Source organism: Tundrisphaera macrotermitis (assembly GCF_051175315.1).
Taxonomy (GTDB): domain Bacteria; phylum Planctomycetota; class Planctomycetia; order Isosphaerales; family Isosphaeraceae; genus Tundrisphaera.
In genome coordinates this window covers 3,851,732-3,869,407 of record NZ_CP195100.1, presented here as the reverse complement: position 1 = coordinate 3,869,407, position 17,676 = coordinate 3,851,732, and the positions used below count along the sequence as shown (strand labels likewise).

14 protein-coding genes are annotated in these 17,676 nt (G+C 68.1%); 7 read left to right on the top strand and 7 right to left on the bottom strand.

All coding sequences use genetic code 11. The features are described from left to right. Positions 1-9: 9 nt before the first annotated feature. Positions 10-600 (bottom strand): hypothetical protein, encoded by a 591-nt coding sequence (locus tag TA3x_RS15605; protein WP_435015577.1) that lies wholly within the window; start codon positions 598-600, stop codon positions 10-12. Between the two features lie 242 nt (positions 601-842). Here TA3x_RS15605 and der point away from each other — a divergent pair, with 242 nt between their 5' ends. Together der and TA3x_RS15595 are read left to right on the top strand one after the other, a co-directional pair. Next, positions 843-2,345: a ribosome biogenesis GTPase Der gene (gene der, locus TA3x_RS15600; protein WP_435015576.1), complete on the top strand. Its 1,503-nt coding sequence runs from the start codon at positions 843-845 to the stop codon at positions 2,343-2,345. Positions 2,346-2,564: 219 nt separating this feature from the next. Continuing rightward, positions 2,565-3,476: a sugar phosphate isomerase/epimerase family protein gene (locus TA3x_RS15595; protein ID WP_435015575.1), complete on the top strand. Its 912-nt coding sequence runs from the start codon at positions 2,565-2,567 to the stop codon at positions 3,474-3,476. A 103-nt stretch (positions 3,477-3,579) separates the two neighbouring features. Here the strand turns inward: TA3x_RS15595 and TA3x_RS15590 are convergent, their stop codons facing one another. The 6 genes from TA3x_RS15590 to TA3x_RS15565 all read right to left on the bottom strand — a co-directional run bounded on the left by TA3x_RS15590 (position 3,580) and on the right by TA3x_RS15565 (position 10,996). Continuing rightward, entirely contained in the window at positions 3,580-5,136 is a 1,557-nt protein-coding gene (locus TA3x_RS15590) for a thioredoxin domain-containing protein (RefSeq protein WP_435015574.1), read from the bottom strand. A gap of 1,100 nt (positions 5,137-6,236) precedes the next feature. Next, the gene (locus TA3x_RS15585; protein WP_435022376.1) at positions 6,237-6,548 is read right to left on the bottom strand and encodes a Dabb family protein; all 312 of its coding nucleotides are present in this window, start codon (positions 6,546-6,548) and stop codon (positions 6,237-6,239) included. Between the two features lie 94 nt (positions 6,549-6,642). Continuing rightward, on the bottom strand, positions 6,643-7,749 hold the full coding sequence (gene mtnA / locus TA3x_RS15580) for an S-methyl-5-thioribose-1-phosphate isomerase (RefSeq protein WP_435015573.1): 1,107 nt from the start codon (positions 7,747-7,749) through the stop codon (positions 6,643-6,645). After that, on the bottom strand, positions 7,746-8,042 hold the full coding sequence (locus tag TA3x_RS15575; protein ID WP_435015572.1) for a hypothetical protein: 297 nt from the start codon (positions 8,040-8,042) through the stop codon (positions 7,746-7,748). Before TA3x_RS15575 ends, mtnA begins: the two co-directional genes overlap by 4 nt. A 55-nt stretch (positions 8,043-8,097) precedes the next feature. Further along, complete coding sequence (ald, locus tag TA3x_RS15570) at positions 8,098-9,210, bottom strand: alanine dehydrogenase (protein ID WP_435015571.1); 1,113 nt, start codon at positions 9,208-9,210, stop codon at positions 8,098-8,100. 733 nt (positions 9,211-9,943) lie between these two features. Continuing rightward, entirely contained in the window at positions 9,944-10,996 is a 1,053-nt protein-coding gene (locus TA3x_RS15565) for a choice-of-anchor A family protein (RefSeq protein ID WP_435015570.1), read from the bottom strand. Between the two features lie 308 nt (positions 10,997-11,304). On the opposite strand from TA3x_RS15565, the gene TA3x_RS15560 reads away from it, so the two are divergent. The 5 genes from TA3x_RS15560 to TA3x_RS15540 all read left to right on the top strand — a co-directional run bounded on the left by TA3x_RS15560 (position 11,305) and on the right by TA3x_RS15540 (position 17,671). After that, positions 11,305-11,472, top strand: a complete 168-nt coding sequence (locus TA3x_RS15560) for a hypothetical protein (RefSeq protein ID WP_435015569.1) — start codon at positions 11,305-11,307, stop codon at positions 11,470-11,472. Positions 11,473-11,502: 30 nt separating this feature from the next. After that, positions 11,503-12,567 carry a 4-hydroxythreonine-4-phosphate dehydrogenase PdxA gene (pdxA, locus tag TA3x_RS15555; RefSeq protein WP_435015568.1) on the top strand — a complete coding sequence of 355 codons (1,065 nt, stop codon included), beginning with the start codon at positions 11,503-11,505 and terminating at the stop codon, positions 12,565-12,567. Positions 12,568-12,748: 181 nt separating this feature from the next. Beyond that, positions 12,749-14,053 (top strand): hypothetical protein, encoded by a 1,305-nt coding sequence (locus TA3x_RS15550; RefSeq protein ID WP_435015567.1) that lies wholly within the window; start codon positions 12,749-12,751, stop codon positions 14,051-14,053. A 151-nt stretch (positions 14,054-14,204) separates the two neighbouring features. Further along, positions 14,205-16,748 carry a hypothetical protein gene (locus TA3x_RS15545; protein ID WP_435015566.1) on the top strand — a complete coding sequence of 848 codons (2,544 nt, stop codon included), beginning with the start codon at positions 14,205-14,207 and terminating at the stop codon, positions 16,746-16,748. After that, positions 16,745-17,671 carry an ATP-binding cassette domain-containing protein gene (locus tag TA3x_RS15540; RefSeq protein ID WP_435015565.1) on the top strand — a complete coding sequence of 309 codons (927 nt, stop codon included), beginning with the start codon at positions 16,745-16,747 and terminating at the stop codon, positions 17,669-17,671. The genes TA3x_RS15545 and TA3x_RS15540 overlap by 4 nt, the downstream gene beginning before the upstream one ends. The last annotated feature ends 5 nt before the right edge of the window (positions 17,672-17,676 follow it).

Genomic DNA, 17,676 nt, shown 5'->3' with positions numbered 1-17,676 from the left:
GATCGGTCATCAATTCCCATACATCCCGGAGGCGAGAAGGAGCATCAGGGCGGCGAACGGCCAGCCCAGGACCACCGCCGAGGCGACGGTGTGGGTCCATCTCCGCGTCGGCGGCCCCTTCACCATCGACCGGACGATCCAGGGGCCCAGACCCATCCAGGCCAGCCCAGGGACCGCCGCCACGATCGTCCACGATAGATCCCATCCGATCGGCGCGCGGAGGAACAGGGTCAGAGTGGCCCAGAAACCGCCGATGATCAGCCAAAGGTACTCGTTGAACGAGAGCTGATCCGACGGAGCGGCGATGCTCGCGTGCTCCGGTTCGGGCACGGCGCCGACCGGTACATCCGCGATCAGCCGACCGAGCTTCAGCGGCGTCCTCGGCGGCATCCCGCCACCGTCCCCGAGGCGGCAGATCCAGAGCACGATCGGCCCGCTCATCGCCAGGCCGTACCAGAGGTAGGCCCCCCAGAAGCCGACCTGGATCGCCAGATCCGACGATCGATCGGCTTTCCAGTGCCGGAGCAGGAACCCCGCCAGGGCATAGCCGGCGACCAGCCCGAGCAGGTCGCGGAGGCCCGGGGCCTTCGAACGAGGCATGTCCGACGATCCCATCCCCTGCCCTCCGGAATTCACTCCCCGCTGGATCGGGAGGTCGAAGCGGCCGAAATCCCGCCCGGATGACCCTGTGTACGGTTGTCCGAAGGAAGCGGCTTTCCTATAATAGTCGGTCGCCGGGCGATCGCCATCGATCTCCGGCCGCCGCGACCCGGATCGGGGCCGGGTCCTCGAAGGTCCGAGGCCGACCCACTCGGGCTCGCGGGAAAGGACGCGTACCGGAAATGGCCCTGCCCAAAGTCGTGATCGTCGGCCGACCCAACGTCGGAAAATCCTCGCTGTTCAACTGGATCGCCGGCCGCCGGATCGCGATCGTTGATGACATGTCGGGGGTCACTCGGGACCGCGTCGGCACCCTGGCCTCGGCCGGGGACGAGGACGATCCCCGCTACTTCGAACTGGTCGATACCGGCGGGATCGGCATGGTCGACCGCGACGACCTGTCCGAGGATGTGGAACGCCAGATCGAGACGGCCATCAACGAGGCCGATCTCATCCTGTTCGTCGTCGATGTCAAGGACGGCGTGATGCCGCTCGACGAGGATGTGGCGCACAAGCTTCGCTACATCCAGAAGACGCCGGTCCTGCTCGTCATCAACAAGTCGGACACGCCGGAGTTCGACCAGCGCGGCGGCGAATTCTACAAGCTCGGCCGCGGCCGCCCGATCCACGTCTCGACGCATCAGAATCGCAACAAGCCCGCGTTGCTGAAGCTGATCGCCGAGATGATGCCCAACGTCCACACGCCCCGGCCGTCCGACGAGATGATGAAGGTGGCCGTGGTCGGCCGCCCGAACACCGGCAAGTCGACTTTCATCAACACCCTGGCCCACGCCGAGCGGATGATCGTCTCGGAGGTCGCCGGAACGACGCGCGACTCGGTCGACGTCCGGTTCGAACTCGACGGCCTCCCGTTCCTGGCGATCGACACGGCGGGCGTCCGCCGAAAGGCCAAGATCCGCGACAACCTCGACTTCTACTCGGTCCACCGGGCCGAGCGCTCGATCCGCCGCGCCGACGTGGTCCTGCTGTTCCTCGACCCGACCTCGGGGATCTCGCGGCTCGACAAGCAGATGGCGGATTACATCGCCAAGCAGTACAAGCCGTGCATCTTCGTGGTCAACAAGTGGGACCTCATCATGGACGATGCCGGCGAGAACAGCGGCGTCGCCGGGATGAATCGGTATGCGACCGCGATCCAGCATGCGTTCCGCGGGATGAGCTACATGCCCCTGGCGTTCATCACCGCCAAGACGGGCAAGAACGTCAAGGCGCTGCTGAACCTGTCGCAGTCGATGTTCAAGCAGGCGGGCAAGCGGATCGGGACCGGGACGCTCAACCGCGTTGTCCGCGAGGCGGTCGCTGCCCACCCCCCGGCGTCGAGCAGCGGCCGACATGCCCGGATCTATTATGCCACCCAGGTCGGCACGGCCCCGCCGACCATCGTCCTGTTCGTCAACAGCCCCTCGCTGTTCGACCCGACCTATCTCCGCTACCTGCTCAACGTCTTCCGTGAGAAGCTTCCGTTCCGGGATGTCCCGGTGAAGCTCTACCTTCGCGCCCGGACCCAGACCGATTACGACGCACCGGGGGGGCGCGGCCGCTCGGACGAGGATTTCGGGGCGGATGCAGGCTCGCGCGTCTCCGGACGGGGCTCGCATGTGTCCGCCGGACGGACCGAAATGGACCGCGAGGTCAACGACCTGCTGACCGACCTGGACGGCTGACCTTCGCCGGGATGATTCCGGACCAGCCAGGACCGCCGGCCAGCGATGGCCGGCGGTTTTCGCGCGCCGACGTGGCCTTGCCCGATCTCGACCCTCCGCCCCACGACCGTCCCGGCGTGGGAGGATCCCGGTGACGCTCCCTGGTCGGGGCCGCACCGGTGTCCTATCATCGGATCCTGGCTGGCGCGGAGTCCCCGGACCCGATCGGAGGATGAGTTGATGGCGATGCTTTCCCGACGCGAGTTGCTCAAGGCGGCGGCCCTCCTGGGCGTCGCAGGCCCCGTGTCCCTGCCGAGGGCCGCCTCGGCGATCGGCCCGATCGGGCGGACCCGGCCCAGCCATCTCAAGCTGAGCCTGGCCGCCTACTCGTTCCGCGACGCGCTCCTGCCCAAGACCGGCAAGCCGACGATGGACCTGTTCGACTTCGTGGAACTCGCCGCCGACTACGCCCTCGACGGCGTCGAACTGACCTCTTATTACTTCCCGCCCGACGTCAAGCCGGACTACCTCCACAAGCTCAAGCAGCACGCCTTCAAGCTCGGGCTGGACATCTCGGGGACGTCGGTCGGCAACAATTTCTGCGTCCCTCCCGGCCCCGCCCGCGAGGCCCAGATCAAGCTGGTCAAGACCTGGCTGGAGAATGCCGCCGAACTGGATGCCCCGGTCATCCGGATCTTCGCCGGCCAAGTGGCCAAGGGCGACACCGAGGATGTCGCCGTGGCGCGGGTGATCGAGGCGATCCAGGAGACCTTGCCCCTGGCCGTCGAGAAGGGGGTGACGCTGGGCCTGGAGAACCACGGCGGGATCACCCTCACGCCGAAGCAACTCCTCCGGCTGGTCCAGGCGGTCGACTCCCCCAACTTCGGCGTCAACCTGGACACCGGCAACTTCAAGGGGGCCGATCCCTACGCCGAATTGGCGGAGATCGCCCCCTACGCGGTCAACGTCCAGGTGAAGACCGAGATCAGCCCCGGCGGCGGCAAGAAGGTCGAGGCCGACCTGTCGCGGTTCGTGAACATCCTCCGCGACGCCAAATACTCCGGGTATGTCGTCCTGGAATATGAGGGCAAGGAAGATCCCCGGGATGCCGTGCCCCGCCACCTCAAGCAGCTTCGGTCGTTAATCAGTTGAGGGAGAGCCGCATCGCGGACTGCCCGCGGCACCATGGCGATCGGCCCGGCGATTTCGCTGTGAAGTCGCCGGGCCGATCGTGATTCGTGACCGATCCAGCGAGTCAGGGTCGGGCCATCATGGCGGGGTCGGGCATCTGCCGCGTGGAGCGGGTCCAACTGCTCTTGCCCGAGTTGCGGGCCGGGATCGGTGCTTCGGCCTTCGGCTCCGGCCTGCGGGCGAGGTCGTCGAAGATCCGGTCTTCCTCGGTGGGCTCGACCTCGGCCTCGGTGGCGATGGCCGTGCGCGACGGCACGCCGGGATCATCCTCGATGATCCGCTGGCCAGGGCGGGTCCGTCCCGAGTTGCTGGCGACCCGGGTCGAGGGGGTCGCGACCGGGGGATTCCAGCCTCCGGGCTCCACCTCGGGCATCTTGACGCCGGCCAGGGCGGGCGGGGGCAGGGTGATCGACCCGGACAGGCGGGGCTCGACCTCGCTCGGCGACTGGGCCCGGAACTTCGTGCCCGATCCCGCGGCCTGTCGACCGGGGTTCGAGGCCAGGAGGCGGTCGGGCTGTCCCGTCGTCGGGCGATAGAGGGCCATCATCCGGTTGCGGTCGAGCAGGGCGTGGATCGCCCCGGGCGTGGCGTAGAGGCCGGTGTGCTCATTGGGATCGGCGAAGTCGCAGACGCCCGCGACGTAACCGTCGGTCGTGTAGAGGCCGCCGCCGGACCGCCCTTCCCGGGGCTGATTCGCACACTTGATGGTGGTGGCGGAGTTGCTCATCGTGACGCGCGGCTCGAGGATCTGCGTGCTCCAGGCCGTCGCATCCTTCCCGTTGGAACAGCCGACCGTGAACATCTGGAGCCCGCGTTTCGGCTGCCAGTCCGGGCCGATCACCCGGGACGCCGGGAGCCGCCGGCCGGGCCGGATGCGGATCAAACCGACGTCGTGGGTGAAGTCGTAATCGATGGCCTCGCCGGGGATGTCGAGCTGGGCCGGGTGGAGTTGCTGGCGGTTCGGGCCGTGGAGCTGGCCATCGAACAGGTCGACGGAGATCCGGCGGTTGTACTGCGATGGCGACATCTGCCTGGGCCCATCGACCTTGAAGATGTGGGCACAGGTCAGGATGATCGACTCGTCGGGCGTGCTGGAGATGATCGTGCCCGAGCCGAAGACCAGGGCATTGTTCGAGACGTGCATCTTGATCCGGACCACGGTCTCCCACGGGCGGGGGTTGACCGGCCGCGGCAGGTCCGACTCGGAGGCCTCGGAAGGTTCCTCCGCCGTTCCCGCATCGGGGGAAGCGTCCGGATCGGCACTCGACGTCCGCTCGACCTCGGGGGTTGGCCGTTTGGAGACCTTGGAAACCGCCCCGTTATAGAGCGTCGCGAGTTCGCGAGGCGGCTGGGCACCGATGGCGCGAGCCAGCTCCTTCCCCGTACCGTCGATCACGATGAAGGTCGGGACCTGCTCGACCTGATAGCGTTCTTTGAGGTCGGCCGACTTGTCGATGTCGACGGACTTGACAGGGTAGCCCATCCGCACGAGCTGATCGACGGCGGGGCGCATCTGGCGGCAGGGGCCGCACCAGTCGGCGTGGAAGTCGAGCAACATGGGCTCGCCCGGGCCGGCGGCCGGGGTGGCGATCAAGGCGAGAATCAACGTGGCGATGGTCATGCCGCACGGACTCCTTTCCCGCAGGTCGACCCGGGACGTCTCCCGGTCAGGGGGACGCACGCAAGCCGTTCGCGGTGGGCCCGAGGCGAGGGCACCACCGTGGTTCGGGCCGGACAACGCGACGGCCGCATCCGCGTCGGGACCGACGACGTTCGGGACGCGATGGCGTACCGGACGACGATCCGACGGCGGGGCGGAGCCGATCGCTCGGGGCCACGCACCAGGGAGAAGCGGGGGAAAGATCGAGGGTGCTGGTCATGCCGGGGGGGGACCCCGGCCCTTCCTTGGGCGGGCCTCGCGTCGGAGGCCCCACGACCCGTCATCGTGACGAGTCGGGTCCCGCTCGAAGGGTCCCGCGGCGTCCCTTGCGACGAAGCGAAGGGGAGACCCTGGGCCTTCGGCGGTCTCGCGGCGACGACGACATCCCTGCCAGTGAACGGTACCGACCATCCGGTCGACCCGGTCCCGCGAACGGGAGGCAACGCAATCACCGCGATGAGGCCCCTTTTACAAGGAGGTGACGTGGAGCACCAGAGCAATAATCGGAATTTGCCCGGCTCGAACTTCGGCCTTTCTCCGACGAAATCCGGGAATATGCGGGGCGCCCTCCCGCGACCGACCCGTGATGTCCCTCCCGATCGGCCCGAACGAATCGGTGAGCGAGTCGGAGGCGGCCCCTACCAGTCGCTTCGCCCTCGTGACCGGGCCCCGATGGTCGGGGGATCTCCGTCCCGAATCCGGGTTTGCGCGGAGGAACCTTTCCGTCGGGTCGTTCCGACGAGCGACCGCGATCCGACCAGATCGGGACCGATTCGGACCGGGCTCCGCTCACCATCGCCCCCCGGTCGCCACAGGCGGCATGTTCGCCCCGGCTCACCCGGTCGATCGTGGGTTGGGAGCCGAAATGGCCCGTCGGCCATCGATGCCGCCCGGAGTGATGGTCTCGGAGCGGCCAATGGCCCTCGACTCCGGCATCCCGTGCAGATCGAGGGAAGTACCGACCTCGATCGCCCGACGCGAAGGACCTGGGGTGTCCCAGGTCCTCGGATCGAACGATTCGCGGTGGGTCGGATCGCCGCCCCGGGGAGCGGCGCGTCGGCTCAGGCCGATTCCACGTCGGAATCGAAGACGCGGACCTGGGCCCAGTCCGCCTTGTTCTCCGCGATGAACTGGAGATGGCGGGGGGCCACCTGGTAGGCGTCGTGGTCGGCCCGGGTGGCAAAGACCGTGTGGAGGGCCACGTCGAAGCCCCGATCGTTGACCGGCCGGGCGAGGTCCGGGGTCAGCACGCCGCAGGCGAAGAAGACCAATCCGGGATGATTGTTCAGGTAGGTCTTCATCGCCGCGATCAGCTTGGCACGATTGGCCTCGGTCGGCTGATGCAGCGAAAAGTAGACATTGTGGGCCAGCATCATCGGGCTCCTAGCTCTATGGATCAACGAAGGCGGGAAATGAGAGGCCCGCGGTGAACGCGGTGGCCTCCCACTTCCCGCCCTCTCGGTCATTTCAGCGTGCGCTCGCCGAGATCGCCGCGTCGGAACCAACCAGCGCGCGGATGTTCTCGGTGGTGACCGGGCTGATCACCCCGCGCTCGGTGATGATCCCCGCGATCAGTTCCGCCGGGGTGACGTCGAACGCCGGGTTGTAGACGTCGATCCCCTGGGGAGCGGTCTCGCGGCCGAACCCGTGGGTGATCTCCCGCGCGTCGCGTTCCTCGATCGGGATCGTGGAACCATCCGCCATCGTGAGGTCGAACGTGCTGGAGGGGGCCGCGACGTAGAACGGGATGCCGTGGGCCTTGGCGAGCAACGCCACGCCATAGGTCCCGATCTTGTTGGCCGTATCGCCGTTGGCGGCGATCCGGTCGGCCCCGACGACCACGAGGTCGACCTTCTTTTCCTTCATGACCTGGGCGGCCATGTTGTCGCAGATCAGGGTGACCGGGATGTTCCGCCTCTGGAGTTCCCACGCGGTCAGGCGGGCCCCCTGGAGCAAGGGGCGGGTCTCATCGGCGTAGACCCGCAGGGCGGTCCCGCCCTCCACGGCCGCGAAGATCACGGCCAGGGCGGTGCCGTAGTCGGCGGTCGCCAGACCCCCGGCGTTGCAGTGGGTCAGCACCCCCTGCCCCTGGCCGATCAGCGAGGCCCCGAACCGGCCGATGGCCCGGCACATCGCCCGGTCTTCCGCGGCGATGGCATGGGCCTCTTCGAGCAGCCCGTCCAGGAACGCGCGCCCTGTCGTCGCGGACGAGGCCGCGGCGGCCCGATCCATGCGGTCCAGGGCCCAGAACAGGTTTACGGCCGTGGGCCGGCTGGTCCGGAGGTGGTTGGTCGCCTCCTGGACCGCGGCGCGGACCGCGCCCAGGTCGCCCGAGTTGGCGAGCGCCGCCTGGCCGCCCACCACCGCACCGTATCCGGCTGCGACGCCGATGGCCGGCGCCCCGCGGACGCGGAGCGCCTTGATGGCCTCGTGCACGGTGGGCACGTCTCGGCAATCGATCTGGACGAAATCGACCGGGAGCAGGGTCTGGTCGATCATCCGGAGGAAGCCGGTCGCGGCGTCGCCCACCCAGCCCACGGTCTCGAAAGAGGTGGCCTGATTGGGGGTGCTCACCCGTCGTAATCCTCGTCGTCCTCGTCGTCGTCCCCTTCGGATTCCTCGGGGTCGATCCAGCTATAGAACTCGGAATAGAGTTCCCAGATGTTCTTGACGGCGACCTTCAGGTCACCCGACTTGACGGGCCCGTGCGAGCCGCCCAGCCCGGCGACCTCGATCGAGAGCTTGAGCAGGTCGAGGTTCTGGCGGCGCATTTCCAGGAAGATCTGGCTCTGGGTGTCGAGTTCCAGGGCCTGTTCGAGGACTTCTTCCTCGTTGGCGGGGACGTTCTCGTCGTCGATCTCGGACATGGAAGACGCGCTCCGATTGGGGAAGGGACGTTGAATCGAGCCGGAGGCTCGGTGATCAGAGCGTCGAGGACAAAGGGACGTAAGGGAGGCCGAACGTCGAGGCGACCGCCTCGTTGGTGACGCGGCCCCGGTCGATGTTGACGCCCTCGGCGAAGCCCGTCGAGGACCCTGCGAACGCCTCCCAGCCCGACCTGGCGATCTGGAGGACGTAGGGCAGGGTCACGTTGCCCAGGGCGTAGGTGCTGGTGCGGCCGACCGCCCCGGGCATGTTGGTGACACAGTAGTGGACGACGCCGTCGATGACGTAGGTCGGCTCGCGATGGGTGGTCGGCCGGCTGGTCTCGAAGCAGCCTCCCTGGTCGATCGCGACGTCGACGATCACGGCGCCGGGCTTCATCCGGGCCAGGTCGGAGCGGCGGACCAATCGGGGGGCGCGGGCGCCGGTGATCAGGATGGCGCCGATGACCAGGTCGGCCCGCTCGACCGACTCCAGGATCGTGTGGCGATCCGAATAGAGCGTGGTCACGTTCGGCGGCATGATGTCGTCGAGGTAGCGGAGGCGATCCAGGTTGATGTCGAGGATGCGGACGTTGGCGCCCAGCCCGGCGGCCACCTTCGCGGCGTTGGATCCGACGATCCCCCCGCCCAGGACGGCGACCTCGGCCGGCGCGACGCCGGGGACGCCCGCCAGCAGGATGCCCCGCCCTTCCTGGGGACGCTCCAGGAATTTGGCCCCTTCCTGGATGCTCATCCGCCCGGCGACCTCGCTCATGGGGGTCAGCAGCGGGAGGTTGCCGCGGGCGTCGCGGATCGTCTCGTAGGCGATGGCGGTGATCCCGCTCTCGATCACGGCCCGGGTCAGCTTCTCGTCGGCGGCGAAGTGGAAGTAGGTGAACAGGACCTGGCCCGACCGCATGTGCGGCCACTCGGATGCCTGCGGCTCCTTGACCTTGACCACCAGGTCGGCCCGGGACCAGATCGACGCGGCATCATCAACCAGGGTCGCGCCCGCGGCCGTGTACTGGCCGTCGAGGATGCCGCTTCCCAGGCCCGCGCCGGCCTCGATCAAGACCGTGTGCCCGGCCGCCGTCAGCTCTTCGGCCCCGACGGGGAGCATCGCGACCCGATACTCGTCCGACTTGACCTCCTTGGGGACACCGACAATCATCTGGCCACGTCCTCTCGACAATCGTCGACTCGCCCGGCACGGTCCCGTCCCTCCCATTTCATCAAACCGCGGCCCGGGAATCAAGCCGGCGGGGAGTTTGCGACGGACGACCGAGGTCGGAAACCATCCCGGATCGATCAAAATGGGCCGCCGGGGCGAGGGGGCCTGGACGAACCCCCCGCGAGTTCTTAAAGTGATTCGAGTACAGACCGGGTAGCTCAGTCGGTAGAGCAACGGACTTCAAGGAAATAGGAGCCTCGCGCGGGAAGACACCGAACCGCGACGAGTGGATGCCGCAGTTTGCTGGGACACCCTGAGAGCCCCCGACACCACAACGTCGCCGGCAACGGCAAGCGTGACGGTTTGAAAAGGCGGGGGATTGGGCAATCAGCAGGCAAGGGCCCGGCGGATCGCCGGGCTCGGCCCCAGAGACTAGACGCGGCACGCCTGCGATGGCGATGGGATAGTCCAGACGCTCAACGAGCCGCCGCGTTCCTGAGGAGGATCGCCCGGCCCGGTCGGCGAAAGCCGATGAGGTAAGTTAATCCGTTGGTCCTGGGTTCGAGTCCCAGCCCGGTCATTCCGACAGAACTTTCCAACCGATCTCTTTTCTTCCAGATCGCCTTCATCGAACAGATCCGCAAAGGTCCGGATGATCCCGGTGCCTTCGCGGATCTGTCCTTTTCCCCTCCGACCAAACTCGGGGGCGATCCCTCAGCGACCGTGGGAAGCGTCAGGCGGTCCTCCGTCGCTGATGATGCGAAGCCCCGCCGATCAGTGCCAGCCCGATTACGGTCGAGAGGATCGTCGCCGGCTCGGGGACGACACCCGGCGTGACTGTTGGGCCGACCAGTGCGGAGAGGTCCCCGGCGAACGAGAAGTTGTTCGCGGCCCCATTCCCGGAAATCGACCTGCCGACGATCGTCCCATCGATGGTGCTGTTGTTGAAGCTGATGGCGGCATTGGGGGCCAGGATGCTCCCCTGGATGCCGACGCCGCTGAGCGTCAGGCTCGTGGCCTGGTGGAAGTTGAATAGGACGCGCTGCCGATCGACGCCGGTCAGGGTGAAACCGAAATTCTGGATCTGGTCGGAAGCCCCGTCGACGTTGATGACGACGGTCGAGCCCGCCGTCGCATTGATCTTCATGTTGTTGGTGGAGGCCAGGTCGCTCCCCTTGATGGTGAAGACGTTCACGTCCGAAGCGGTCCCGGTCAGGGTAAGCCCGCCGTACTGGTAGGTCACGCCGTTGCCATAGGTGTTCCCGATGGTCTTGGAAAGCTCGCTCGACAGGCTGGTGAGATAGGTCTTCTCGGCATCGAACGCGACCGGGAGCGAGGTCGTCCCATGCGCCACCGTACCGCCGATCACCGTGTTGGGATTGGAGAGAGACCCCCCATAACCGAGGGCCCCGCTGATCGTCCCGTACCCGCTCAACTTGACGTCTCCGTTCGCGTTCAGGTTGCCGTTGATCGTCGGTCCGTTGATCGTCGCCGTCCCCCCGACCACCACGCTGCCGTTCACCGAGCCGTAGGTGTTCGAATAATTCTTCCCGACGACCAGGTTCGTCCCGCTCGCGGACAGCGCGCTGGCCACGGAGTAGTTGCCGCCGAAATTCGCGTTGCCCCCCACCGCGACCTTGCCCTCCGAACGGGTGTTGGATTGGGTGTTATCGCCCAGGACGAAGACGTTGTAGCCGTTGGCGGTCCCCAGGTTGACGATCCCGGCCTGGGACGTCGGGGAGGCGGTGATCATCGCGGCCAGGACGACCCATTGGATGCGGTTCATGCTGGAGGCGGTTCCTCGAAGGAGAAGGGATGGACCGGTGTCGCCCGACGGTTTCGGGCGAACCCGAAGGAACCCTAGGCTTTTATTTCGACGGTCGTGGGAAACGGTGCGGGACGATGCCGAATTGCCACGGGGGTCCGACGAAAGCGGGATTTATCCCGGTTGGCAGGCGGGCCATCGCCCCCGCGAGTGCCCCGGGACCGGCCGCCTCGGGAGGTCATCTCGACTCGACTCCTTCGCGCGGGGATAATGGCGGCCGGCCCGATGGGTGATCGAATCGAGTCCGAGACGATGGGCGGTGCCCGGCGATGCGTACTGCGTTGATCCTGGTCCTGGCGGGGATGGTCGTCGGTTGCGGCGAGGAGGAACGTCCGCGATTTGTCCCGGCCGACCCCTCCCAGGCGGCGACGCGACGGCCTGCCCCGAGCGATTCGGGGCTGGACGCGAAGCCTCCCAGGAATATCGCCACCCACTGAAACGTCGGAATGATGAGGAAGGGATCCATCGTGCGAGACGACCGGCCCCTGGTGGCTTTGACGATGGGGGATGTGGCCGGGGTCGGCCCCGAGCTGATCGCCCGCGTCTGGGGCGATGACGAGTTCTGGGGTCTCGCCCGCCCCCTGGTGGTCGGCGACTCGGGCGTGATGAGGCGGGCCGTCGCCGCGATCGGAGTGGATCGCGATGTCGTCACGATCGCCGACCCCGAAGACGCCCGCCCCGATCCCCGGTCGATCCCCTGCCTCGATGCGACGGCGCAGGATCTCTCCCAGGTCCTCCCCGGTCGGGTCGATCCCCGGGCGGGCCGGGCGGCGTCCGACTTCCTGGAGACCGCGATCGACCTGGCTCTCGCCGGTCGGGTCGATGCCATCGCGACCCTGCCCCTCCAGAAGGAATCGCTCCATGAGGCGGGCGTCCGCCATCCCGGCCATACCGAGATCCTGGCCGAGCGATGCGGCGTCCCCGAACACGCCATGATGCTCTATCTCCCCTCGGCCGATCCGTCCCGCCCGACCGAAGGGCTCGGGGTCATCCACGCCACATTGCACGTCGCCTTGCGGAAGGTCTTCGACCTCCTCACGGTGGATACCGTGGCGGCGAAGATCCGCCTGGCCGACGGGGCGCTCCGGCCCCTGACCGGCGGGCGGCCTCCCCGGGTGGCGGTCGCCGGGCTCAACCCCCATGCCGGCGAGAACGGCCTGTTCGGCGACGAGGAGCGGACCGTCATCGCCCCGGCCATCGCCCGGACGCGGACGGAAGGTGTTGACGTGGTCGGCCCGGTCCCGGCCGATACGCTGTTCGCCCGGGCGGTCGGGGGCGAGTTCGATGCCGTGGTGGCGATGTATCACGATCAGGGCCACGTCGCCCTGAAGACCCTCGGCTTCGACCGCGCCGTCAACGTCACGCTCGGCCTGCCGATCGTCCGGACCAGCGTCGCCCACGGCACCGCGTTCGACATCGCCTGGCGGGGGATCGCGTCGACGACGAGCCTTCTGGCGGCCGTTCGGGTCGCCGCCCGGATCGTCGCCGGGAAAAGCGCGATCGGTCCGGGCATGCCTGCCCCGACCCACTGAACTGCCCGAATGGTCCGATGACCCCGGTCGATGATGCCGGGGCCGAACCTCGAAGCGCCGAAGCCGAGGGGCGGCGATGCCCCGATCCCGGTTGCACGATCCGCAAAACCGACGTAGTGTTCTCCACCGCTCGAACGCAACGGGGCGTCCGGCGGCCTGGACGATGGTGGAGTCCTCAGCCATGCCACGCCGCCCCGCTCGGCCTGTCCGCGTGATCGTGGAACGCCTCGAAGAACGCCTGGCGCTGGCCGCAGGGATCGACGCGGCCGAGGTCTATTCCTGGCAACTCATCAACACGATGAGGGCCAACCCGGCCCAGTTCGCCGACGATATCCAGTCGCTCTATTCGGGCCGGCCCGGCACATACCACGGCTACGCCGCGTCCGACCCGGTTTGGACCGACATCCGCGCCGACATCAAGCAGAACTCCGGCCAGAAGGGATGGACCCTGGAGACGACCCTGGGGTTCCTCCGCAAGCAGCCCGCCCTGCCCGGCCTGCTCCTCCAGGACGACCTCTCGGCCGAGGCCTCCGCGCACACACAATGGATGCAGGAGCACGGATACGGCCACACCGGGGCGACGACCCTGGGGGCGAGCCTCCCCGGATTCCGGGCGACGCCGGCGGCCTCGCCGGACGCCTACGGGCATGACCCGGCCCGCTACGGCATGCCGATGGGCGAGAACATCAACTACGGGTATCACACCAACTGGGCCTTCGAGGCCCCGTACCGGGCCGGCACCCTCAGCCTCGATGCCCACCAGCAAAGGCTGGCCTACCTCTCGACGATGAGCTACATCCTCGACGTCGGCATCCCCGACCTCGGGCACCTGCGGAACCTGTTCGGCCGGCCGGACGGGATGACGGCCGGGACGACCGGCCCGCTGTCGGTCGCCAACTTCGACTCGATCGGCATCAATCAGGAGTTTCTGTCCTATCAGGCCGGCTCGGACGCCCCGAACTACTACATCTCCACGATGAGGTTCGACAACGTCCGCCAGGACGGCCCGAAGCCCGGGCAGTATTCCGGCGTCTCCTTCTCCGATGCCAACCAGAATGGCCTGTTCGACATCGGGGAGTCTTATCAGTTGATGGCCACCCCGGAGATCCCGGCCGCGGCCGACTCGACCGCCGTGTCGATCGCGAGGGGGAGGGCGCCGCGGGTGAGCGGGCTCCGCGCGATCCGGAGTCGTTTGAAGGGTCTGAAGGCGGTCGTGGTCACCTTCGACGCCGACATGGACGCCGCATCGGCCGTCGACCTCGGGGCCTACACCCTGGCGACGACCGGGGCGGGCCGTCGTTTCCGGCCCAAGATGATCCGCTTGGCCTCGGCCGCCTACGATCCGGCGGCGAACGCCGTGACGCTGAAGCTCGCCCGGCCGTATCGGCCGGCTGGCCGGCTCGGGCTGACGGTCTCGACCTCCCTGGCCTCGGCCGGCACGGGCGTGACGATGGCCTCGGTCTTCTCCGGGAGGGTGCCGAGGTAACCCGGCGCCCAATCCTTCGAGATGGGCCGGGTCGCACCTTTCCCGGCGGGCCGGGACGGCATAGACTGGGCCGAACCGGCGGTCGCGGACAATTGACTGAGCCCAGGCTCGGGCACCGCGAGGCTTGCCGGTTCACCCGAGGATCTCCCCGGTGATCCGGCACGAAGCCCCGCCCCACCCGCGCTTCTTCCGATCGGCCCTGGCGGCGCTGGCCGTCGCGGTCCTGTCCGCCCTCGGCCCGACGGCCGGCGGGCAGGAAGTCCCCGAAGACCCGCTGGCTAAGATCCTCACGACCCCGGAAAAGGTCGAGAAGGCGAAGTCGGAGGCGGACCGCCCCCCCCTCGAATTCTCCCGTTCCCAGGTCATGCCCAACGACGTCCTGCCGTTCGTCAAGGCGAACCACTGGTCGATGTTCGCCCTGGAGATGCGGGCCAATCGAGGCGATTACGAAGGCACCCTGCAGACCGATGCCATCCTCCTCGGCGACAGGACCCAGGAGGTGACCTTCCGGCGGGACGCCCGCCTGGTGAAGGGGCAGCGGACCCGCCTGACGATGCCGGTGTTCCTGCCCCAGATCCCCGAACGGGGCGAGCTGCCGTTCCGCCTGATCCGGCCGGATTCGATCCGCGAGGACGAGCACTGGCTGGCTTCGTGCCGGGTCATGGGCCCGCACCAGCAGATGGTGGTGGTGCTGGCACGCGAGTCGAATGATGCATACCTGCGATGGAATTCGTTCCGGGCCACCGTGCCGGGTTCCGCCCGCCAGGATGACCCCGTCGAAGTCGACCGGTCGCGATACTACCGAATGGTCCTGCCGCTGGATCCCGAGAAACCCCTGCTCTCGCCGCATCCCTTGACCTGGACTCCCATCAGCCACGTCATCTGGGATGGCCTGGAACCCGAGAAGCTGAACGTGGCCCAGCAGCAGGCGATGGTGGATTGGATCCATTGGGGAGGCCAGTTGATCATCGCGGGGGGGGCGGGGCCGACCTTCGCCCCGCTGCGAGAAAGCTTCCTCGCCCCCTACCTGCCGGCCGACGCGTCGGGCGAGAACGTGACGAGGGGGGGGGAGCAACTCAAACCATTGACCGAACGCTATCTGCCCCCCGCGCCCATCGCCGATCCCTCGGACGTCTTCCCTTATGCCCGTCCATCGAACGCTACGAGATACCGCCCGCCGGCGCCGATCCGCACATCCGCCGGGAAGCCCATCTACATCGCGGCGTTGAGGCCGAAACCGGGGGCGACCGCAATCCCGCTGGGCGGCCCCGACGATCCGCCGTTGGGGGTGGAGTGGCGTGTCGGGCGGGGCCGGGTGCTGATGCTGGGGGTGGGCCTGACCGATCCCGACCTCGTGGGCTGGCCGGGCTTCGACACCCTGCTCCGTCGCGTCGTGCTCCGCCGCCCCGAGGAACTGAACGCCGATGCGGCCCGGCCCGATTGGGGCGGCGGAGGGCCGTTCAACTCCACCGGGACGATATCCCTGGTCGGCCCGGATCTGACCTGGGTCCGCTACCTGTCCCGCGACCTCGGTGCCCCCTCCCGCCACGCGGGCAGTCTCGCGGATCCATCGGTTGGGCCGTCGGGGCGAGGATCACCCCCGACCGGGTTCCAGCAGACGAACCCGATCGGCGCCGCCCCGGCGAGGGAAGTCCCGGTCGGCGAGTGGCTCGACGCGTCGGAACTGCCCGCCCTGGGCCGATTGACCCTGGAGGAGGCGTCGGGGATCGAGGTGCCCAGCTCGCGGTTCGTGCTCCGGGTGATCCTCGGCTACATCGTCGCCTTGGTCCCGCTCAACTGGCTCCTCTGCCGATACGTGCTGAGGCGGAGGGAATGGGCCTGGGTGGTGGCGCCCTTGCTGGCCCTGGGGGTCGCGGTCATGGTCGAACGCGCGGCGGTCTACGACGTCGGGTACGATTCGGCCTGCGATGAGATCGACATCCTGGAAACGCACGGGGATCATCCCCGCGGCCACACGTCGCGGTTCGTCTCGCTCTTCGCGACCGGCCGGGTCCGGTTCTCGATGACCTACCCCGGCGACTCCAGCGCCCTGGCGTTGCCGATGAGCACCAGCGGCGCCCTTCGCGGAGGTGAGGCCGCGAGGTCCACCTTCCAGGCCCTGCCGATGCCCGAGCTGGCCGGCTTCCAGGTCGAGCCCCGCAGCCTGGCCCTGTTCCGGGCCGAGCAGATGACATCCCTGCCCGGGACGGTCTCGCTCTCGACGCCGGGCCCGGGACCTAGGATGATCGTCAACCGGAGCGGGCTCGACCTCCGCGACGCCTGGATCATCGAGGTCCTCCCCCGGAACCAGATGCGATCGGCATCGATCGGCGAGATCAAGTCGGGCGCGCAGGTGACGCTCCCCGAACTGATCGCTCAGGAACCGGCGGCGGCCGAGGGGACTGGTCAGCTCTCCCCGGCCCCCTTCCTCGACGCGATTCGCCGCTCGTCCGTCGCGGCCACGCCGGAGGAGGTCGGGGAGCTTCGGCTCGTGGCCTGGTCGCCCCGCCCGCTGGTCGGCCAGTCCATCGACCCCGCCCCGGACCGCCATCGCGGATTCGCGATCGTGGTCGCCCATCTGGCGCCGGCCCCCCTGCCCGACCCCGCCTCGGGCCGCTACAACGCCCTGGCGTCGTCGGAAATCCCCAGTCCTCCAGCGACCGACGGCCCCGCGACGAGGGATCCCCGGCCATGATCGAGGTCGACCATTTCACCAAGCGATACGGCGACTTCGTGGCCGTCGACGACCTCAGCCTCTCGATCGGGCAAGGGGAGGTCTTCGGCTTCATCGGCCCCAACGGGGCCGGGAAGAGCACGACCATCCGGTTCCTGGCCACCCTGCTCCGCCCGACCTCGGGCGAGGGGCGGGTGTGCGGCCACTCGGTGGTCGATGACCCGATGGCCGTCCGCCGGGTGATCGGCTTCATGCCCGACGACTTCGGCGTGTACGACGGCATGAAGGTCTGGGAGTTCCTCGACTTCTTCGCCGTCGCCTACGAGATCCCCCGCGCCCACCGCAAGCAGATCATCGGCCAGGTGCTGGAACTGCTGGACCTGACCCACAAGCGCGACGACTACGTCAACGGGCTGTCCAAGGGGATGAAGCAGCGCCTGTGCCTGGCGAAGACGCTGGTCCACGACCCGCCCGTGCTGATCCTGGACGAGCCCGCCTCGGGCCTCGACCCCCGCGCCCGGATGGAGATGAAGGCGCTGCTGACCGAGCTGCGCGGGATGGGCAAGACGATTTTGGTGTCGAGCCACATCCTGTCGGAGCTGGCCGATTTCTGCACGTCGATCGGGATCATCGAGCGTGGCAAGTTGCTGGCGGCCGGGTCGATCCGGGACATCCAGAAGCAGATCCGCTCCCATCGCGTGCTCCGCGTCGGCGTGCTGGCGGACCCCGGGCGGGCCGCCTCGATCCTCCGCGACGACGCCGGGATCAAGGCGGTCGAGGCGTTCGATTTCACGGTCACCGCCGAGTTCCACGGCGAGGACGACGACCTCGCCCGCCTGCTCGGCCGCCTGATCGCCTCGGGCGTCGTCGTCAGCTCGTTCGCCGAGGAGAACCTGAGCCTGGAAGAGGTCTTCATGATGATCACCAAGGGGATCGTCAACTAGCCGAC